At 70.0% G+C, this 19,686-nt stretch carries 20 protein-coding genes; 15 read left to right on the forward strand and 5 right to left on the reverse strand.

The window, feature by feature from the left end; translation table 11 throughout:
• Positions 1-37: 37 nt before the first annotated feature.
• Positions 38-1,009: a LysR family transcriptional regulator gene (locus E4O86_RS17405; RefSeq protein WP_161141826.1), complete on the reverse strand. Its 972-nt coding sequence runs from the start codon at positions 1,007-1,009 to the stop codon at positions 38-40.
• 221 nt (positions 1,010-1,230) lie between these two features.
• Here E4O86_RS17405 and E4O86_RS17410 point away from each other — a divergent pair, with 221 nt between their 5' ends.
• The 5 genes from E4O86_RS17410 to E4O86_RS17430 are packed head-to-tail and all read left to right on the forward strand — an operon-like array spanning position 1,231 to position 5,791.
• On the forward strand, positions 1,231-1,479 hold the full coding sequence (locus E4O86_RS17410) for a hypothetical protein (protein WP_161141827.1): 249 nt from the start codon (positions 1,231-1,233) through the stop codon (positions 1,477-1,479).
• Positions 1,480-1,483: 4 nt separating this feature from the next.
• Positions 1,484-2,302, forward strand: coding sequence for a DODA-type extradiol aromatic ring-opening family dioxygenase (locus tag E4O86_RS17415; protein WP_161141828.1), 819 nt, complete (start codon positions 1,484-1,486; stop codon positions 2,300-2,302).
• Positions 2,303-2,337: 35 nt separating this feature from the next.
• Positions 2,338-3,267, forward strand: coding sequence for an alpha/beta hydrolase (locus E4O86_RS17420; protein WP_161141829.1), 930 nt, complete (start codon positions 2,338-2,340; stop codon positions 3,265-3,267).
• A gap of 57 nt (positions 3,268-3,324) precedes the next feature.
• The gene (locus E4O86_RS17425; RefSeq protein ID WP_161141830.1) at positions 3,325-5,400 is read left to right on the forward strand and encodes a tripartite tricarboxylate transporter permease; all 2,076 of its coding nucleotides are present in this window, start codon (positions 3,325-3,327) and stop codon (positions 5,398-5,400) included.
• Between the two features lie 16 nt (positions 5,401-5,416).
• Positions 5,417-5,791 carry a YciI family protein gene (locus tag E4O86_RS17430; protein WP_161141831.1) on the forward strand — a complete coding sequence of 125 codons (375 nt, stop codon included), beginning with the start codon at positions 5,417-5,419 and terminating at the stop codon, positions 5,789-5,791.
• A gap of 10 nt (positions 5,792-5,801) precedes the next feature.
• On the opposite strand, the gene E4O86_RS17435 is transcribed toward E4O86_RS17430, so the two are convergent.
• The gene (locus E4O86_RS17435; RefSeq protein ID WP_161141832.1) at positions 5,802-6,824 is read right to left on the reverse strand and encodes an Ldh family oxidoreductase; all 1,023 of its coding nucleotides are present in this window, start codon (positions 6,822-6,824) and stop codon (positions 5,802-5,804) included.
• 182 nt (positions 6,825-7,006) lie between these two features.
• On the opposite strand from E4O86_RS17435, the gene E4O86_RS17440 reads away from it, so the two are divergent.
• The 10 genes from E4O86_RS17440 (at position 7,007) to E4O86_RS17485 (ending at position 17,086) form a co-directional block, all read left to right on the forward strand.
• The gene (locus E4O86_RS17440; RefSeq protein ID WP_161141833.1) at positions 7,007-8,098 is read left to right on the forward strand and encodes an amidohydrolase family protein; all 1,092 of its coding nucleotides are present in this window, start codon (positions 7,007-7,009) and stop codon (positions 8,096-8,098) included.
• Between the two features lies 1 nt (position 8,099).
• Positions 8,100-9,299: a M24 family metallopeptidase gene (locus tag E4O86_RS17445; protein ID WP_161141834.1), complete on the forward strand. Its 1,200-nt coding sequence runs from the start codon at positions 8,100-8,102 to the stop codon at positions 9,297-9,299.
• 18 nt (positions 9,300-9,317) lie between these two features.
• Positions 9,318-9,995: a malonic semialdehyde reductase gene (locus tag E4O86_RS17450; RefSeq protein ID WP_161141835.1), complete on the forward strand. Its 678-nt coding sequence runs from the start codon at positions 9,318-9,320 to the stop codon at positions 9,993-9,995.
• Positions 9,996-10,117: 122 nt separating this feature from the next.
• Positions 10,118-11,143, forward strand: coding sequence for a Bug family tripartite tricarboxylate transporter substrate binding protein (locus tag E4O86_RS17455; protein WP_161141836.1), 1,026 nt, complete (start codon positions 10,118-10,120; stop codon positions 11,141-11,143).
• Between the two features lie 97 nt (positions 11,144-11,240).
• Complete coding sequence (locus E4O86_RS17460; protein ID WP_161141837.1) at positions 11,241-12,899, forward strand: CocE/NonD family hydrolase; 1,659 nt, start codon at positions 11,241-11,243, stop codon at positions 12,897-12,899.
• Between the two features lie 48 nt (positions 12,900-12,947).
• A complete protein-coding gene (locus tag E4O86_RS17465) occupies positions 12,948-13,799 on the forward strand; it encodes an alpha/beta fold hydrolase (RefSeq protein WP_161141838.1) in 852 nt (283 codons plus the stop codon).
• A gap of 10 nt (positions 13,800-13,809) precedes the next feature.
• Positions 13,810-14,355: a carboxymuconolactone decarboxylase family protein gene (locus E4O86_RS17470; RefSeq protein WP_161141839.1), complete on the forward strand. Its 546-nt coding sequence runs from the start codon at positions 13,810-13,812 to the stop codon at positions 14,353-14,355.
• 46 nt (positions 14,356-14,401) lie between these two features.
• Entirely contained in the window at positions 14,402-15,340 is a 939-nt protein-coding gene (locus tag E4O86_RS17475; protein ID WP_161141840.1) for an NAD(P)-dependent oxidoreductase, read from the forward strand.
• A gap of 187 nt (positions 15,341-15,527) precedes the next feature.
• Positions 15,528-15,914 carry a Zn-ribbon domain-containing OB-fold protein gene (locus tag E4O86_RS17480; protein ID WP_161141841.1) on the forward strand — a complete coding sequence of 129 codons (387 nt, stop codon included), beginning with the start codon at positions 15,528-15,530 and terminating at the stop codon, positions 15,912-15,914.
• Positions 15,911-17,086: a thiolase gene (locus E4O86_RS17485; protein ID WP_161141842.1), complete on the forward strand. Its 1,176-nt coding sequence runs from the start codon at positions 15,911-15,913 to the stop codon at positions 17,084-17,086. Before E4O86_RS17480 ends, E4O86_RS17485 begins: the two co-directional genes overlap by 4 nt.
• Before the next feature lie 98 nt (positions 17,087-17,184).
• Here the strand turns inward: E4O86_RS17485 and E4O86_RS17490 are convergent, their stop codons facing one another.
• The 3 genes from E4O86_RS17490 to E4O86_RS17500 all read right to left on the reverse strand — a co-directional run.
• On the reverse strand, positions 17,185-17,883 hold the full coding sequence (locus E4O86_RS17490; RefSeq protein WP_205520945.1) for an isochorismatase family protein: 699 nt from the start codon (positions 17,881-17,883) through the stop codon (positions 17,185-17,187).
• Positions 17,884-17,963: 80 nt separating this feature from the next.
• Entirely contained in the window at positions 17,964-19,334 is a 1,371-nt protein-coding gene (locus E4O86_RS17495) for an acetyl-CoA carboxylase biotin carboxylase subunit (protein WP_161141843.1), read from the reverse strand.
• A 12-nt stretch (positions 19,335-19,346) separates the two neighbouring features.
• Positions 19,347-19,686 (reverse strand): acetyl-CoA carboxylase biotin carboxyl carrier protein (locus E4O86_RS17500; RefSeq protein WP_205520946.1); only part of this gene is annotated, 340 nt, incomplete at its 5' end.

The following is a 19,686-nucleotide window of genomic DNA, read 5'->3' on the forward strand; positions in this document are numbered from 1 at the left end:
CCGGTCCGGCGCTTCCGCAACGCGAACGCCGCGCGGCTCAGGCCTCCGCCGCGAGCCGTGCCTCGCCGGCGGCTGGCCCCGGCTTCGCCCGCCGCGGCCGCGGCGCCGGCATGTTCCTGAGGAGCCGCATCAGGATCCGGCAGGAGGGCGGCATCTCCTGCCCCTCCCGGAGGAAGACGCCGACCGTGCGGTGCTCGAAGCTCCAGTCGCCGGAGAGGATCGCGAGCGTGCCGTTCGCGACCGCCGGCGTGACGGCGCGCAAGGGCAGGATCGCCACCAAATCGGTCGCCGTGACGAGCGACCGTGTCGTCTCCAGCGACGACGTCTCGATCACCGAGCCGGGGAACGCGACGCCGGCGCGCAGGAAATCGCGCTCCACCCGCTTGTAGAGCGCGCTGTCCGCCCGCGGCAGGATCCAGCGGTAATGCGCGATGTCGCGCAGCAGCAGCCTTTCGCTCGTGGCGAGCGGATGGGAGGCGCGCACGACGACGCGAAGGTCGAGCTCGAAAAGCGGATGCTGGTCGAGGTCCGGCTCCTTCTGGTCGAACGGGAAGGTGGAGACGACGAAATCGAGCTCCTTGCGGCGGAGCATGCCGAGAAGTTCCGGCCGGGTGCCCTCGACGAGGCGCACCGGCGTCTCGGGAAAGGCCGAATAGATCGCCTCCAGCGCGGCCGGCATGAAATAGCCCGCGACGAGGGGCGTCGCGCCAATCCTGAGCGCCCCGGCCACGCTGTTGCGAAGTGCTGCGATATCGCGCTCCGCGTTCCTGAGCTCGATCTCGATGTTGCGGGCACGCGCGAGCACGACCTCACCGAACGGGGTGGCGTGCACGCCGCGCGCGGTGCGTTCCAGGAGCGGCACGCCGAGCACGGCCTCGAGCCGACCGACGCTGCGCGTCAGCGCCGGCTGGGAGATGTGGAGCACTTCCGCCGCCTTGTTGATGCTGCCGTGCTCGGTGATCTTGAGCAGGCTCAGCATGGTCGGGATGTTGCGGCTGAGGCGATGCAAACGGTCCTCCTGGGCGCCCGAGTTATGCAGATCGCGTCCGGACGGCATCTTTATGCAGAAATTCTATAGCCGGCCGGTAGCTTTGCATAGCGACAAACCACCCGGCTGGTTCAGGATGGAGCGGTGAAGATGCCGGTCCGCGGGCCCTCCGGTCCCGCAGGTCAGACCGGCGCACCGGGAACGCCGTCCTGGCGTTCCGCGGCATGGGACGAGGCGGTCGGATGGGTGCCTATTCGCTCAACAAGGTGCTGCGCGACATCAATCGCAACCCTGGAATCCGCGAGGAATTCTTCAAGTCGAAGGACAGCGTGCTCGACCGCTACGACCTCACCGACGAGGAGAAGCGCGCGATCCGCGAGCTCGACATCGGCACGCTCTACCGGTCGGGGGCGCACGGGCTGATCCTCAGGCCGTTCACGCTGCTCCACCAGGTTCCCGAGCCGGACTACCTCAAGGCCATCAGGGGTTGACACCATGTCCATCGTATTCGCCTGCGCCGGCAGCCACGCGCCCGGCATCACCGCCTGGACCGAGAAGGCGCCGAAGGAGCAGGTCGACCGCTTCGTGAACGGCTACAAGTCCGTGCACGAGGAACTGGTGGCGTCGAAGCCCGACACCATCCTGCTCCTGACCTCGGAGCACTGGGCGAACTTCTTCCTCGACCATATCGGGGCGTTCTGCATCGGGCGCGGCGAGAGCTTCGAGGGGCCGCTGGAGCCGTGGCTCCGGGTCGCGAAGTCCAACGTCCCCGGCAATCCGGCGCTCGCCAACGCGATCCTCGAGCACTGCTACGAGAACGGCTTCGAGCTCAACTATTCGGACGAGCTGAAGCTCGACCACGGCTCCATGGTGCCGCTCAGCTTCATCACGCCGCAGATGGACATGAAGGTGGTGCCGCTCATGTTCAACACGCTGGCGACGCCGCGCCCGACCGCGCGCCGCTGCCTGGCGCTCGGCAGGACGCTCAGGCCGCTGCTGGAGGAATCGGGCGAGCGGATCGCCATCGTGGCGACCGGCGGGCTTTCGCACGACCCGGGGGAGATCAACCACGGCTTCATCGACCGCGCCTTCGATTCGGAATTCCTCGAGAGCCTGACCAACGCCGATCTCGACCGGCTCGGCGCCTATACGGATGCGGAGATCCTGAAGGCCGGCGCGGGCACGCTCGAGCTTCTCGCCTGGATCTGCCTCGCCGGCATCATGGGCGAGAAGCGGCCGCGCGTGGTCGCCTACGAAGCGGTCGAGCCGTGGGCGACCGGCGTCGGGATCGTCTCCTACGCCGAAGCCGCATAGCCGGACCGACATAACCAAGACATTCCGAGGTCATGATGGAGCGGAGCGTCCGTTTCCAGTCGGACGGCCTGTCGCTGTCCGGCATCCTGCGACTGCCCGACGGGCTTCGGCCCGGCGAGCGGCGGCCCGCCTTCATCGTCCTGCACGGCTTCGGCAGCAACAAGAAGGCCGGCAACGTGCTGAAGCCGGTCCAGATGCTGAGCGAGCTCGGCTACGCGACCTTCCGCTTCGACATGCGCGGCTGCGGCGAGAGCGAGGGCGAACGCGGCCGGCTGATCTGCACCGAGCAGGTCTCCGACACCCGCGCCGCGCTTTCCGTGGTGGCGAGCCAGCCGGAGGTGGAGGCAGACCGGATCGGGCTGCTCGGCTCGAGCTTCGGCGCGGCGGTCGCGGTCTACACGGCCGGCGTCGACGAGCGCGTCGCCTGCGTGGTCTCCTCCGGCGGCTGGGGCAACGGCGAGCGCAAGTTCCGCGGCCAGCACGCGACGCCCGACGCCTATGCCCGCTTCCTCGCGATGCTGCAGGAAGGCCGCCGGCACAAGGAGGCGACGGGCGAATCCCTCCGGGTCTCCCGCTACGACATCGTGCCGATCCCGGACCATCTGCGCGGGCACCTGATCGAGGGCTCGATCCTGACCTTCCCGGTCGAGACCGCGCAGAGCATGTTCGACTTCCGCGCCGAGGACGTCGTCGGCAACATCGCGCCGCGGCCGCTCCTGCTCCTCCACAGCTCCGAGGATTCGGTGACGCCGACGGAGCAGTCGATGGCCATGTACGAGCGCGCCGGCCAGCCGAAGGACCTGCATCTCTTCGCCGAGACCGACCACTTCATGTTCGACGAGAGCAACACGCGCGTGCGGACGGTGGTGGTCGACTGGCTCGGCCGGTTCTTCCCGGTCGACCGGAAGGAGGGGCAGAGCGCCCCGCGCCGCGGCCTGCATGCCGGCACGGCCAATCCGGCCTGAGAAGCCGGAACGCACGACGAGCCGGAGCGGCGCGGGGGCAGCCTGGGGGAGGGATCGGTGGACGCACACGTGCTGCAGGCGGCGCTCAGCGCCATGGAAACCCTGTTCCAGCCTGCGCGGCTGGGCCTCCTGGCCGGCGGCGTGCTGATCGGGCTCTTTCTCGGCGTGGTTCCCGGGGTCGGCGGACTGGTCGGGCTGACGCTCCTTTTGCCCTTCACCTTCAGCATGGACCCGTTCACGGCGATGGCCTTCATGATGGGCCTTGCCGCGGTGGGCGCCACCTCCGACGCGATCCCGGCCATCCTCTTCGGCGTCCCCGGCGGCATCGGCTCGGCGGCGACCGTGCTCGACGGCTATCCGATGGCGCGGCGCGGCGAGGCGGGCCGCGCGCTCGGCGCCGCCTTCGCCGCATCCGTGCTCGGCGGCCTGTTCGGGGCGATCCTGCTCGCCTTCCTGATCCCGGCGGTGCGCCCCGCGGTGCTCTCGATCGCCAAGCCCGAAATGCTCGCCGTCACCATCTTCGGCATCTCGCTCGCCGCCTCGCTCTCCGGCAACTCGCCGGTCAAGGGGCTGATGGTCGCCTGCGCCGGGCTCCTTCTCGCCACCGTCGGCGAGGACGACATCGGTGAGCTGCGCTGGATCTTCGACACGATCTATCTCTACGACGGCATCCCCATCATCCCGATCACCCTCGGCCTCTTCGCGCTCCCCGAGATCGCCGACCTGATGATCCAGCGCAGCGCGATCGCCCGCGAAGGCGGGCCGATCCACGTCACCATGGCAGCGCAATGGAAGGGCTTCCAGGACACCATCCGCAACTGGTTCCTGGTGCTGCGCTGCTCCGCGCTCGGCTCGATCCTCGGCGCCATTCCGGGCATCGGCGCGCCCGTGATCGACTGGGTCGCCTACGCCCATGCGACGCGGACCGAGAAGGGCGCCCGCGAAACGTTCGGCAAGGGCGACGTGCGCGGCGTGCTCGCCTCGGAATCCTCCAACAACGCCAAGGAGGGCGGGTCGCTGGTCCCGACGATCGCCTTCGGCATCCCGGGCTCGGCCTCGATGGTGCTGTTCCTGGCCGCCCTGCTCTACCAGGGCGTGGTGCCGGGGCCGGGCATGCTCGGAGAGCATCTCGACGTCACCTACACGCTGGTCTGGAGCATCGCGCTCGCCAACGTGCTCGCCTGCGGCATCTGCTTCGTCTTCGCCAACCAGATCGCGCGCATCGCGCTGGTCAGGATCGGGCTCCTCGCCCCCTGCGTGCTGGTGATCATCTATCTCGGGGCGTTCGAGGGCAAGCGCGCCTGGGGCGACCTCTACGTGCTGCTGGCCTTCGGCGTGCTGGGCTTCGTCATGAAGCGGCTCGCCTGGCCCCGCTCGCCGATGATTCTCGGGGTCGTGCTCGGCCAGCTGCTCGAGGCGAACGCCTTCATCACGGCCAACGTCTACGGCTGGAGCTGGATGACGCGCCCGATCACGGCCACGATCCTCCTCGTCACGCTTTTCGGCCTCGGCGCTCCGATCGTGGCGTCCTGGCGCCGCCAGCGCGCGCTCGGCACGAAGGGGCGCTACGTCCGCTCCTTCGCCGGAGGAAGCGTGCCGAAGGCGCAGCTCGCGATGGCGGCCGCCGCGCTGCTCTTCTTCGGCTATGCCTGCGCGAGCACGCTCGGCTGGGAGTTCCGGAGCTATCTCATGCCGCGCGTGGTCGCAGGCATCGGGCTCGCGCTGACGGCGATGCTCTTCGTCCAGCTCTTCGTGCGCCGGACCTTCGTCCCCGCCCCCGGCTTCGAGCATGTCGTTCCGGAGACCGGCATGCACATGGATTTCGGCACGGATTTCGGCGGGATCGACAATGCGACGTTCTGGCGGCGGCTCTTCGCGGTCGCCGCGTGGTGCGTCTTCATCGTGCTGGCCGCGACGACGATCGGGCTGCTGCCGGCCTGCGCGCTCTTCATGCTGCTCTATCTGAAGCTCTACGAGCGGGAGAGCTGGGCGACCACCCTGCTCCTCACCGGGATCGTGATGGGCTCCATCTACGTCCTCTTCCATCTCGTGGTGCACGTCACCTGGGCGCCCGCCTGGCTCGGCGACCTTTTCACCTGGATGCGCTCGAACCGCTGGCTGAGCCTCGTCTGAGGCGATGGAGATCCCCGTGGCCGAACTGGACGTCGAGAAAGAACGGGCGCGCCGCGCCGCCGAGGGCATGCGGCTCTACATGGTCTTCATGGAGCCGCGCGAGGGCGCGGGCGACCGCTCGGCAATCCGCGGCGAGCACTTCGCCTTCGTGAACGCGCTCGAACATTCGGGCCGGCTCGTCGCAGGCGGGCCGCTCGTCGACGAGGCGAGCGGCAAGGTGCTCGGACGCGGCGTGTTCATCCTGCGCGGCGCCTCGCTCGGCGAGGTCGAGGCGATCATGCGCGAGGAGCCGTTCCACCGGAACGGCTTCCGCGACATCGTCGTGCATGCCTGGCGGCTTGCCGAGGGCGAGCTCCTGAGCCTTCTCAGGGACAGGGAACCGGAGGCCTGACGGGCCGCCCTCAGGCGCGCGCGAGCGCCTGCAGCTCGTCCCAGAGGTCCGCCCGGATCTCGACGCCGCGCGCCGCCGCCCGCGCCCGCAGCGCCTGCGAGCGCTCGCCCGGCATCAGGATTTCCTCGACCCCCTCGGCCTTCGGCAGGCGCTTCAGCGTGTCGACGAGCGCCGCCACGTCGGCGGCGAACCCGGCCGGCTCCCTGAACTTCGCGACGTCGACGGCGATCAGGGCGGCGTTCTGGACGTGGCGGCGCCGACCCGCGCCGCCGAGCGCTTCGACCAGCACCGGGGCGCTGCCGAGCAGACTCGCGATCGCCTCGAACATGAGCGCGAGCCCGGCGCCCTTCGCCCCGCCGAGCGGGAGCTGGATCCCGGCCTCCGCCGGATCGGTGGTGGGTCTGCCGTCGGCCGTCAGCGCCCAGCCGGGCTGGAGCGGCGTGCCGTTCGCGAGGGCCTGGCGGATCTTGCCGAGCGCCACGACGCTGCTCGCCATGTCGAGGAGAAGCGGCGGCCTGTCGCCGGCGGGGATCGCGACCGAAAGCGGCGCGGTCGCGACCGAGGCGACCTTGGTGCCGTGATAGGCCATCAGCGGCACCCCGGCGCTGAGGACGATGCCGACGAGCCCGGCCTCGGCGAGGCGCTGCGCATAATAGCCGGCGGCGCCGATATGGGTGGTGTGGCCGACCACGCCGAAGGCGACGCCGTGCCGCCGCGCGCGCTCCTCCGCCATGCCGACGGCGAGCGAAAGCGCGGCCGCTCCCGCGGTCCGGCGCGCATCGACCCGGAACACCGCGCCGGAATCGACATCGACCAGCGGCACGCCGGCGGGATCGAGATCGCCGGCCTCGATGAACTTCAGGTAGGTCGGGATGCGTCCGACGCCGTGCGAACCGTGGCCACCGGCATCGGCCCAGACCAGGACCTCCGCGACGCGCGCCGCATTCGCCTCGGGCATGCCCCGGGCCGCGAAGATCCGGACCGCCACCCGCCGCAGTTCGTCCAATCCGACCGAGACCTTCTTCGGCGCCATTCCGATGCTCCTCCGCTTCGCGGCCGCGACCATGCAGCGGCAGGCAGCCCGGCGCCAATCCATTTGCCCGGGCGCCTATGCAAAAGGCGCATATGGCGGAGGGCCTTTCGCATTGGATCGGCCGCCGCCGCGATGCGAGGTTGCGGCCAGTCGCGGGAGAACAAGAAATCGGAGTGGCCGCCTTGAGCCAGCCTTCGCCGGAGCGACCGGGAGAAAGCGCGCCGCGGCAGCAGAGCCGCCATCCGCGGATCGACGCGCATTGCCACATCGTCATCCCCGAGGTGCTCGAGATGACCCGCGCCGTGAAGCTGCGCGGCTCGGGGCCGGGCAAGCGGGACTGGATTCCGGAGGAATCGAGGCGGGCGCACCGCGAGCAGGCCGACCAGACGGAGGAGAAGCTCCTCCATCCGGAGGCGCGGCTGCCCGACATGGACGCGATGGGGATCGACATCCAGGTCGTCTCGATGAACCTGCCGACCCCCGCCTACTGGGCCGCGGCGGCGGTCGGCCAGAGGATCGCGCGGGCCTGCAACGAGGGCGTCGCCGCCTTCGTCCGCCGGCGGCCCGACCGCTTCCTCGGCATCGGCGTGGTGCCCCTCCAGGACGTCCGGCTCGCGCTCCGCGAACTCGACCACATAGCCGGGCTCGACCTGCGCGGCGTCCAGATCCCGTCGAACGTCCGCAACCGCGAGGTCGGCGAGGCCGCCTTCCGGCCGTTCTGGGCACGCGCGGCGGAGCTCGGCCTGCCCGTCATCATCCATCCCCGCGGCTTCACCCACGACGACCGGCTCCACAAGTTCTTCCTCTGGAACACGATCGGCCAGCCGCTCGAGGAGGCCCTCGCGATGGCCTCGCTCATCCACGAGGGCGTGCTGGACGCCTATCCGGACCTGCGCGTGGTGATGTCCCACGGCGGCGGCTACCTGCCCTATTATTCCGGGCGCGGCGATCGGGCCTTCCACTCGCGCCCGGAGCCGAAGCGGAACATCGCGAAGCCCCCCAGCGCGTACTTTCCCCGCTTCTACTACGACTCGGTGGTGTTCGACCCCGACATGATGCCCCGGCTCATCCGCCAAGCCGGCGCCGACCGGATCGTCATGGGAACCGACTATCCGCGCGGCGAGGTGGAGGAGGATCCGGTCGGCTTCATCGGCGGCCTTGCCGGCGTCTCGGCAGCCGACAAGCTGCGGATGATGTCCACCAATGCGCAGGCGCTCTTCGGCCTGCCGGCGCAGGCCGGCGGCCCGGGCGGCCTTCCTGACCAGGAGCGGTGACTTGCCCCAGCTTTCCGAACGCCTCAACACGCCGATCTCCACGGAGGAGCTGGAACGGCGCTGGCGCCTCGTCCGCGAGGCGATGGCCCGCGACGGCATCGACGTGCTCGTCGCGCAGACGAACAACGACCACATGGGCGGGACGGTCAAATACCTGACCGACAACCCGGCCTCGAACGGCTATCCCGTCACCGTGGTGTTCCCGCGCGAGGACGACATGACGGTCGTCCGCCAGGGGCCCTTCGACGGCGTGACGGACCTTCCGCACGAGGGCAACGGCATCTGGCGCGGCGTCAGGCGCATCCTGACGATGCCCTATTTCGTGACCGCCGGCTACACGGCGTCCTACGACGCCGATCTCGCCGCGCAGGCGCTGCAGCCCTTCGCCCGCGGCAGGATCGGCCTCGTCGGCCCGGCGCAGATGTCACATGCGCTCGCGAAGCATCTCGAGGCGAGCCTCCCGGGCGCGACCTTCGTCGACGCGACCGACATGCTGGACCGCGTCAAGGCGATCCGCAGCGAGGAGGAGCTGCAGCTCATCCGGCGGACGGCGCGCCTCCAGGACGAGGCCCTCGCCGCCGCCTTCGCCGCGATCGAGCCGGGCATGCGCGACAGCGACGTGGTGGCCGTGGCGATGAACAGGTGCCAGCGCGGCGGCAGCGAGCAGGGCATCTTTCTGTGCGCGTCCGGGCCGGTCGGGACGCCGATGCGGCTCTCGCCGCGCCACCACCAGAACCGCGTGCTGCGGGAAGGCGACCAGTTCGGCCTGCTGATCGAGACCAACGGGCCGGGCGGCTTCTACGCCGAGATCGGCCGCACGTTCGTCCTCGGCGCAATTCCCGCGAAGCTCGAGGACGAGTTCGCCTTCACGCTCGAGGCGCGCGACGTGATCCTCTCCGCCCTCGTGCCCGGCGCGAGCCCGGCCGAGGTGTTCGCGACCTACACCGAATTCATGACCGCGCGCGGCCGGCCGGAGGACAAGCGCCTCGTCGGCCACGCCCAGGGCTACGACATGGTCGAGCGCTCCCTCATCCGCGGCGACGAGACGATGCCGCTCGCCGACCGGATGAACATGGCCGTCCACCCGACATACATCCACAAGGAGATGATGTCCTGGGTGTGCGACAACTACATCCTCGCCGCGGACGGCTCTCCCGAGCGGATCCACGCGACCGAGGAGCGGCTCTTCTCCTTCAACTGACGGAGCGGCGGGACAATCATGACGGACCTCGCGACCGCCCCCCTCGCACCCCCCGACACGCCGGAACGGCGCGCCGCCCAGGCCGCCGTCCGCGAGCTGCGCGCCCGGATCGCGCGGCTCGACGAGAACGGGCTCGACCTGATCTTCCGCGAGGCCCGCTCGCATTATGCCTGGTCGAGCCGGCCCGTGCCCGACGACCTGCTGCGCCGGCTCTACGAGATCCTGCGGATGGGCCCGACCTCCGGCAACGGCAATCCCGGCCGCTTCGTCTTCGTGCGCTCGCCGGAGGCGAAGGCGCGGCTCGTTCCCTGCCTCAATCCGCGCAACGTCGCGAAGGTGGAGAGCGCGCCGGTGACGGCGATCGTCGCATACGACCCGGAATTCTGGCGGCACCTGCCGTTCCTCCATCCGCACAAGGACACCAGGGACAAGTTCGTCGACAATCCGGTCCGTGCCCGCGACGACGCCTTGCTGAACGGAACTCTGCAGGGCGCCTACCTGCTCATCGCGGCGCGCGCGCTCGGGCTCGACACCGGGCCGATGTCCGGCTTCTCGCGCGCGAAGGTCGACGAGGCCTTCTTCGCCGGAACGAGCTGGCGGACGAACTTCCTCTGCAACCTCGGCTATGCGGACGAGCGCGCGATCTTCCAGCGGCTTCCGAGATTTCCCTTCGAGGAGGCCTGCCGGCTTGCCTGAGGCGGCAGGCTATAGCCGAAATACATAGTTGGAACCCGCCTTTGCATAAGATTGTCCGGGCCCCGCCATGTGAACCTTTCAGCCGGGGCTCAGCACGACAACGCTCGAAATGGGAGGACGAGATGAAGGAAAGCCAGCCATACCGGATCGCCGGTCTCGCGCTTGCGGTCGCGATCGGCCTCACCGGCCACGCGCTCGCCGAGGATTTCTACGCCGGCAAGCGCGTGATCATGATCGTGGGCGCGCCGCCCGACGGCAGCTACGCGACCTACAGCCGGACGCTCGCGAACCACCTGCCCAAGCACATTCCGGGCAACCCGACCATCGAGCTCGAATATCGGGGCGGCGGCGGCGGCGGGCTCGACACCGCCAACTACATGGACAACGCCGCGCCGCAGGACGGAACGGCCTTCGGCATCACCCAGCAGACCATCCCGGTCAACCAGTTCATCCGCCCGAAATCCGGGCGCTACGACGTGACCAAGTGGCAGTGGGTCGGCGGCATCGCGCCGGTCCGGAACATGCTGGCGCTCTGGCACGCCTGCCCGGTGCAGAGCATCGAGGACGCGAAGAAGGAGGCGACCAAGGTCGGCGCGACCGCGAAGTCCTCCCCGATGTTCATCGTGCCGCAGATGATGAACCACTTCCTCGGGACGAAGTTCGACATCGTGCTCGGCTATGACGGCGTCGCGGCGACCAACCTCGCCATGGAGCAGGGCGAGATCTGCGGCCGCGGCGCATCCTGGGTGAGCGTGCTGAGCGGCGCGCCGCATTATGCCGAGAAGAAGCTGCTGAAGCCGATCGTGGTCGACGGCGCGAAGCGCGATCCGGCGCTCCCGGACGTGCCGACGCTTCTCGAGCTCGCCCAGACGGACGAACAGAGGCAGGCGTTCCAGGTCGTCGCGGCCTCGGCCACGTTCGGACGCTCCTACTTCTTCCCGGCGGGCGCGCCGAAGGAGGCGGTGGAGACCATGCGCAAGGCCTTCGAGGAGACCATGAAAGATCCCGACTTCCTGGCCGAGGCGAAGGCGCAGAAGATCTCGGTCGAGCCGGTCTCCGCCGAAGAGCTGCAGCAGGCGGTCGAGGAGCTCACCAAGATCCCGCCCGAGACGCTGCAGGCGATCGGCAAGGTGATGGCCGGCAGCTGACCGGCCGCGTGCGGCCCGGGGGCGCCGTGCCCCGGGGCCGCGGGCCGCCGCATGGGGCGCGCATGGCGCCTCTCCACCGATACCCGGATTCCCCCGCATGCCGCCCGTCCAGGAAGAACGCTTCAAGGTCGCCGATTCCCGCGTCCGGAATGTCTACGGCGTGCCGAAGGACGCCGAGATCGTCCTCCTCAAGGACGTGCCTGCCGGGATGCGCGACGGCGTGGCGCTGATGACCAACGTCTTCCGCCCGGCGGCGGCGGGGCGCTACCCGGTGATCGTCACCCTCGCGCCCTACGGCAAGGACGGCTATCCCGCGGACGCGCAGTACGGGCGCATCCCCTTCACCGGCAACATCTTCGTCTCCGAATGGGCGGCCTGGGAGAATCCGGACCCGGTCTACTGGGTGCCGCACGGCTACGTGCTCGTCGTCGCCGACTGCCGCGGCACGAACCGGTCCGGCGGCGCGCGCTTCGAGCACTTCTCCCGTCAGATGGGGCTCGACTTCCACGACCTGGTGGAATGGGCGGCGCGCCAGGACTGGAGCGACGGCAATGTCGGCGCGAACGGCGTCTCCTATCTCGCGCTCACGCAATGGCTGGGGGCGGCCGAGAACCCGCCGCACCTGAAGGCCATCGTGCCCTGGGAGGGCTTCAACGACCCCTATCGCGAGCACGCCTTCCACGGCGGGATTCCCGATACCGGCTTCTTCCGCTCGCTCTGGAGCCGGCGCATGGACCCCGAGACGGGGTTCGTCGCCAAGGGCGCGAGCGCGGAGAACATCGTCGCGGAACAGGCGGCGCATCCGCTGCTCGACGAGTTCTGGCGGGCCAAGCACCCGGAGCTCGGGAAGATCGACGTGCCGGCCTATGTCGTCGCGGGCTGGGCCACGGGCGGGCTCCACACCCGCGGCTCGATCGAGGGCTTCAAGCAGATCGCCTCGCGGGAGAAGTGGCTCGAATGCCACGGCCGCAAGGAGTGGGAATATTACTATTCGCGCGAGGCGCTCGAACGGCAGCGCCGCTTCCTCGACTGCTTCCTGAAGGGCGAGGAGACCGGCATCCGCGACCTGCCGCGCGTGCGCTACGAGGTCCGCGACCGCTTCTACGAGGGCCGCTTCCGCTTCGCGGACGACTTCCCGATCCCCGGCACGCGCTATCGCGCGCTGAACCTCAGGACCGACGGCAGCCTCTCCGAATCCCCTGCCGCCGAACCGGGAACCCTGACCTACGCGTCCGAGCGCGGCGCCCCGGCTCCGAACCGGCTCGCGTTCCGGTACCGCTTCGCCGAGCGGACCGAGCTCGTCGGCCACGCCAAGCTCCGGCTCTGGGTGTCCGCGGCGGCGGCCGACGACATGGACCTCCACGTCGCGCTCAAGAAGTTCGACCGCCACGGCCACGAGGTCTTCTTCCCCGACTTCCAGCATTACGAGCAGGGCGTCGCCGCGGCGGGCTGGCTGCGCGCCTCGCACCGCGAGCTCGACGAGGCGCGCTCGACGCCCTGGCAGCCCTGGCTGAAGCACGCGCGCGAGCTGAAGCTCACGCCGGGCGAACCGGTGCCCGTCGAGATCGAGATCATGCCCTCGGGCACCGGCTTCGACGCCGGCGACGAGCTCGTCCTCGTGGTGCAGGGCTACGACATCATCGACTACCCGCCGCGCTTCGCCCATCTGGAGACGGTGAACAGGGGCAGCCATTCCGTCCACATGGGCGGCAGCTTCGATTCGCACCTGCTGGTGCCGGTGGTCCCGGTACCCTGAGAGGCCGGCGGAATTCCCGCCCGAGGCAGAACAACAAGGTTCGCTGACATGCAGACTGCTGAGACGTCCAGGCCGGCTTCCGGCCAAGCCACCGCGCCGGACGGCACGGCCATCGCGTATACGCTCCATGCCCCGCCCGGCGCCCGGCGCCGCATCGTGCTCGTCCATTCCCTGGCGATGGACCGGAGCTACTGGGATCCGGTGGTGGCCGCGCTCGCCGACGATTATGCGGTGCTCGTCTACGATTGCCGCGGCCACGGCGCCTCGGACAAGCCGGCGGGGCCCTACACGGTCGAGCTCTTCGCCGACGACCTCGCCGCGCTTCTCAGCGCGGTCGGCTGGCGCTCCGCCATCGTGGCCGGCTCCTCCATGGGCGGCTGCGTGGCGCTCGCCTTCGCCATCCGCCACCCGGACAGGACGGAGGGCCTCGCGCTCATCGACACCACCGCCTGGTACGGCGCCAACGCGCCGGCGCAATGGGCGGAACGGGGCGCCAAGGCGGAGGCGGAGGGGCTTGCGAGCCTGCTGCCGTTCCAGCGCACGCGCTGGTTCGGGGACGAATTCCGGGCGAAAAGCCCCGAAATGGTCGGGAAGGCGGAGCGCATCTTCCTCGCCAACGCGACCCCGGCCTATGTCGAGACCTGCCGCATGCTGGGCGCCGCCGATCTGCGCTCCGGCCTCGGCGGCATCCGCGCGCCGACCTCGATCCTCGTGGGCGCGGAAGATTACGCCACGCCGCCGGAAATGGCCGAAGCGATGCAAAGCGCGATTCCCGGCGCCACGCTCCAGGTGATCGAGAATGTGCGGCACTTCACGCCGCTCGAGATCCCGGACCGGATCGCGGCGGAGATCGCGGCGCTCGCGGATCGCGCCGCGGCCGCCGGCGCGGGCAGCGCCTGAGGCCGCCCGCATGGCGCGCGTGCCGGATATCCCCGAGGTGGAGCTGACGCCCGAGCAGAGGCGGATCGCGGCGGCGATCTCCGCCGCGCGCCACGGCGCCGTGCGCGGTCCCTTCGCGCTCTGGCTCCGGCTTCCCGAGGTCGCCCGGCACGCCAATGATCTCGGAAACGCGCTGCGCCATGGCGGCACGCTCGACATCCGGCTCTACCGGCTCGCCGTCCTCCTCGTCGCGCGGTTCTGGTCGGCGCAGTACGAATGGTACATCCATGCGCGCGGCGCCCGGGAGGCGGGCCTGCCCGACGAAACCATCGACGCGATCCGGGAAAAGCGGCGGCCGGTCCTCACCGAGCCCGCCCAGATCGCCGTCTACGACACCGTGACCGAGCTCCTCGAGACGCGGACGCTCTCCGAACCGGGCTACCGCCGGGCCGAAGGCGTCCTCGGCCGGGACGCGCTGATCGAGCTCGTGACCGTCGCCGGCTTCTTCACGATGGCCGCGATGGTCCTCAACGCCTTCGACGCGCCGGTTCCCGGCGGCGAGAAGCCGCTCCCGTGAGCGCCGCTCCGGCATCCCTCCGCAATCCGTCCCGAAAGGCCGAAACGTGCCGGCGCGCATCCTCCTCGTCCATTTCGATCCCGAGCCCTATCGCCGGCTGATCGCCGCTGCCTTCCCGGAGCTCGAGCTCGTCGTCTCCGACGAGGCGGGCGCCGAGGCGGCCCTTCCCGACGCCGACGCCGTGATCGCCATGGGCCGCTGGCTCAACCGCGACAATGTGAGCCGCAGCCCGCGCCTGAAATGGATCCAGGGCCTCCTCGCCGGCACCGACCACCTGACGCCGCTCCTCGAGGCGCGGCCGGACATCGTGCTCACCAGCGGACGCGGCGCGCACGGGCCGCAGATGGCGGAAACCGTGGTCCTGCACATGTTCGCCTTCTACCGTCGCGTGCCGCAGCTCGTGCGGGCGCAGGCGGAGAGCCGCTGGGACCGCTTCATTCCGCGGGTGCTCGACGGGCGCACCGCCACGATCCTCGGCATGGGGGCGATCGCCGAGCATCTCGCGGGCGTGCTGAAGGCGTTCGGGATGCGCGTGGTCGGGGTCACGCGCACGCCGCGCCCCGTCGCGGGATTCGACCGGGTCTATCCGCGCGAGGAACTGATCGCGGCGGTCGGCGAGGCCGACTTCCTGGTGAGCCTCTTGCCGCTCTCGCCGGAGACGCGGCGGCTCGTCGGCGCGGACGTGTTCCGCGCGATGCGCGCCGACGCCGTCTTCATCAACGTCTCGCGAGGCGGCGTGGTGGACGAGGCCGCCCTGATCGCCGCCCTCCGCGAAGGCCGGATCGCCGGGGCGGGCCTCGACGTGTTCGAGGAGCGCGTGCTGCCCGCCGGGAGCCCGCTCTGGACGATGCCGAACGTCTTCATCACGCCCCATATCGGCGGGCGGAGCGACCGCTACGCGGAAGGCGCGATGAAGGTCCTGCTGCCGAATATCGGCGCCTTCCTCCGCGGCGACCACGCGGCCATGCTGAACCGGGTCAACTGAGCGCCGCCCGCAAACTCCCGAGAGGCGGAATTCCGCGCCGCCGCTCCGATCCCGCGCTTGCGGGCGGCCGGCCGAAAATTGGACATTCGGACGGCCGCGCCTTATGCGGGGGCTGCCGGATCGGGCCGGGCTTCCGCAGGGCGGAAGCACGAAACAGGTTCATTCTCATGGGGAGCGGAGAAGCCGAATGGATGGCGCGCCAGACCAAGGTGCCGAAGCGCATTACCGCGCAGCCCTGAACCAAGGGCGACTTCTGATTCAACGCTGCGAATCCTGCGGCAAGCACGTGTTCTTTCCGCGGAGCATCTGCCCCCATTGCTGGAGCGAGAGCCTCGCCTGGGTGGAGCCAAAGGGCAGCGGCACGGTCTACTCGACCACGACGGTGCGGCGGAAGCCGGATGCCGGCGGAGACTACAACGTCTCGCTCGTCGATCTCGACGAGGGCGTGCGGATGATGAGCCGCGTCGACGGCGTTCCGCCGGGCGAGGTGAAGATCGGGATGCGGGTCGCCGCCGAGGTGATCGAAGAGGGCGGCGGCGGACTGGTCGTCTTCCGGCCGGAGGGAGCACGATGAGCGCGAAGGACCTGCGCGGCAAGGTCGCGATCGTCGGGGTGGGCACCGCCGGCTGCGGCGAGGCGACCGGCTTCAGCGAGCTCGAGATCCTGGCACAGGCCGCCAAGGCGGCGGTCGAGGATGCCGGCCTCGCCATGGCGGACATAGACGGCATCTGCACGGCCAATCTGAGCGCCGCCATGTGGCCGCTCAACGTCGTCGAATATCTCGGCATCCGCCCGAAATTCGTCGAGGGCACCAATGTCGGCGGCGCCGCCTTCGTCGCCCACCAGACGCATGCCATGCTGGCCCTCGCGGCCGGGCTCTGCGATGCGGTCCTCGTCTGCTACGGCAGCAACCAGCGGACCTCCACGTTCGGACGCAAGGAGCGCACGGCGGCGCGGAACCTGCTCGACCACAATCCGTACGAGGCGCCCTACCGGCCCTTCAACCCGCCATCCTCCTACGCGATGATCGCGGCGCGCCACATGTACCAGTACGGCACCACGCGGCGCCACCTCGCCGAGGTGGCCGTGGCGGCGCGGAAATGGGCGCAGCTCAATCCGGAGGCCTTCTCGCGCGGGCCGCTCGACGTCGAGACGGTGCTCAACGCCCGGATGATCAGCGATCCGTTCACGGTCTACGATTGCTGCCTCGTGACCGACGGCGCCGCGGCCTACGTGATAACGCGGGCCGACCGCGCCAAGGACCTGAAGCAGAAGCCGGTCCACATCCTCTCGAACGCGACGGCGGCCTGGCACCGCTCGGTCGCCAACATGGCGGACCTGACGGTGACGCCCTCGAAGGAATCCGGCGAGCGCGCCTTCGCGGCCGCCGGGCTCGGACCGAAGGACATGGACGTCGTCCAGATCTACGACGCCTTCACGATCAACACGATCCTCGCGCTCGAGGATCTCGGCTTCTGCGGGAAGGGAGAGGGCGGGCCGTTCGTCGAGGACGGCGCGATCGCGCCGGGCGGCAAGCTGCCGGTCAACACCAATGGCGGCGGGCTCTCCTGCGTCCACCCCAACATGTACGGCGCCTTCGCGACGATCGAGGCCGTCCGCCAGCTGCGCGGCACCTGCGGCGAGCGCCAGGTGAAGGATGCCAAGACGGCCGTGGTCAACGGCAATGGCGGCAATTCCGCCTCGAGCCAGTCGACCTCGGTGCTCGCGACCGCCGACGCGCTGTAGAAGAACATACGGGGCCGGCGAGGCCGGCCCCGGAAGCTCTCAGCCATTCCGGGCGACGGGATCCGCCGGCAGGCGGTGCCCCGCCCTCCGGCAGGGCCTCAGGCGGCCGCCGCCTCAGTACCCGTCCGCCGCAGCCGCTCGACCACCTCGTCCGCCGTGAGGACATCCCCGAAGAAGCGGAAGAAGTTGGTGAGCGCCGCGGCATGCGCCTCCGGCGAGGAGCCGGCACAGCAGTCGGAGACCATCACCGTCTGGAAGTTCAGCATCATCGCGTCCTGCGCCGAGGTCTGGCAGCAGACATTCGTGTAGGTGCCCGCGATCAGCAAGGTATCGAGCCCGTTCTCGCGCAGGAACGAGGGAAGCTCCGACGAGCCCTGCAGGCAGGCGGAATAGCGCGTCTTGAAGAGCCGCCCGTCCTCCGGCCGGACATCGAGCTCGCGCCAGATCTCGCAGCCCTCGGTCCCGAGCCGCATCTGATCCAGGCGGGACCTGCTCCGTTCCGGCGATTCGAAGGCATGCCGGACGGACCAGCTCTCCTCCGTGTCGGAGCTCGTGTTGGCGACCCACACGACCCGCCCGCCGGCTTCCCGCACGGCCTGGCCGAGCCGGTTGACCGTCGGCACGATCGCCCTCGCCGCCTTGCATTCGCCGAGAAAGCTCGGCGCGACGAAATAGTTCTGCATGTCGACGACGACGAGCGCCGTGCGGCTGCCGGCGAACGCGTCCCAGAGGTGCAGCCTGCCGCGGGCGGTCTCCGCCCAAGCCCGCATGTCGTCAGGAATTCGATAGTCGCTCATCGCAAAACCTCCCTGTTTCCGTTTGCCGCAGATCCGTTTCGATCCGTCGGCCGGCGCCGCTAGCGGCGCCGGCTCCCCGCTCAGGCGGCGTTCTTCTTCGCCAGCATGTCCGGCAGCACGTCCGCGATCAGATGCGTGGTCACGCGCCCCGCCGCGAAATCGGGATGGCCGATCATGAAGCGGAGGAAGTCGATCGTGGTTCCCACCCCGGCGACGCTGAACCTTTCGAGCGCATGCCGCATCCGCTCGATCGCCTCGGTGCGGTCGCTGCCGTAGACGATCAGCTTGCCCAGCAGCGAATCGTAGAAGATCGGGACGCTGTAGCCCTCGTAGCAATGGGTATCGAGCCGGATGAACGGGCCTTCCGGCGGCCGCCAGGTCGTGATCCGGCCGGGGCTCGGCCGGAAGTTCTCCGCCGCGAGTTCCGCGGTGATGCGGCACTCGAGCGCGTGGCCGCGGAAGATCACGTCGTCCTGGGTGAAGCGCAGCCGCTCGCCGCGCGCGACGCGGAGCTGCTCCTGCACGAGATCGATCCCCGTGATGAGCTCGCTCACCGGATGCTCGACCTGGATCCGGGTGTTCATCTCCAGGAAGAAGAACTCCTTGGCGTCCTCGTCGTAGATGAACTCGACCGTGCCGGCGTTCTCGTAATCGATGTTCCGCGCGAGCGTCACCGCGGCGGCATGGATCTCGGCGCGGAGCGTGTCCGGGATGGCGGGCGCCGGCGCCTCCTCCACCACCTTCTGGTGCCGGCGCTGCAGCGAGCAGTCGCGTTCGCCGAGATGGATGACGTTGCCGTGCCTGTCACCGAGGACCTGCACCTCGATGTGCCGGGCGTTCGGGATGAAGCGCTCGAGATAGAGCGTGTCGTCGCCGAAGGCGGTGCGCGCCTCGGCCGAGGCGGCGAGGAAGGTCTGCCGCAGGTCCTTGAAGTCGGTGACCACCTTCATGCCGCGGCCGCCGCCGCCGGCGGCCGCCTTCATCATCACCGGCAGGCCGATCCGCTCGGCGAGCGTCTGCGCCTCCTCGTAGGAATGGACCTTCTCCGATCCGGGCAGGACGGGAACCCCGCATTCGCGGGCGAGCGCCCGCGCCTGCAGCTTGTTGCCCATCGCGCGGATGTGGTCGGCGGTCGGGCCGACGAAGGTCAGGCCCTCGGCCGCGCAGGCGGCCGCGAGATCGGGCGATTCCGACAGGAAGCCGTAGCCCGGATGGACGGCATCGGCGCCGGTGCCGAGCGCCGCCGCGACGATCGCCCGGTAGCTCAGGTAGCTTTCGGAGGCGCTCGCCGGCCCGATGCACACCGCCCGGTCCGCCAGCCGCGCCGGCATGCTGTCCCGGTCGGCGTCGGAGACGGCGAGGACGGTTTCGATGCCGAGCCCCTGGCAGGCCCGGATGACGCGCACGGCGATCTCGCCGCGGTTGGCGATCAGAACGCGGGAAACGGTCACGGCCGGAGCTCCCTACGCGACGGGCCGCACGCGGAACATCGGCTGGCCATATTCGACCAGTTCCGCATCCGCCACGCAGATCTCGGTGATGACGCCGCGCATGCCGGCCTGGACCGCGTTGAACACCTTCATCACCTCGATGAGCGCCACGGTCGTGCCCTCCTCCACCTCGCTCCCGACGGTCACGAAGGGCGGCGAGGCCGGATCCGGCTTGGCGAAGAAGCGGCCCATGATGGGCGCCGTGATGGCCTCGCTGCCGTCCGCCACGGCCCGGGGAGCCGCCGCGCTTGCGGCGGGAGGGGCGGCCGGCTGGGGGATTGCCGGCGCGGGCGCCGGAGCGGCCGCCGCCGGG

Origin of the sequence: Propylenella binzhouense (genome assembly GCF_009866965.1) — a bacterium.
Classification (GTDB): domain Bacteria; phylum Pseudomonadota; class Alphaproteobacteria; order Rhizobiales; family Afifellaceae; genus Propylenella; species Propylenella binzhouense.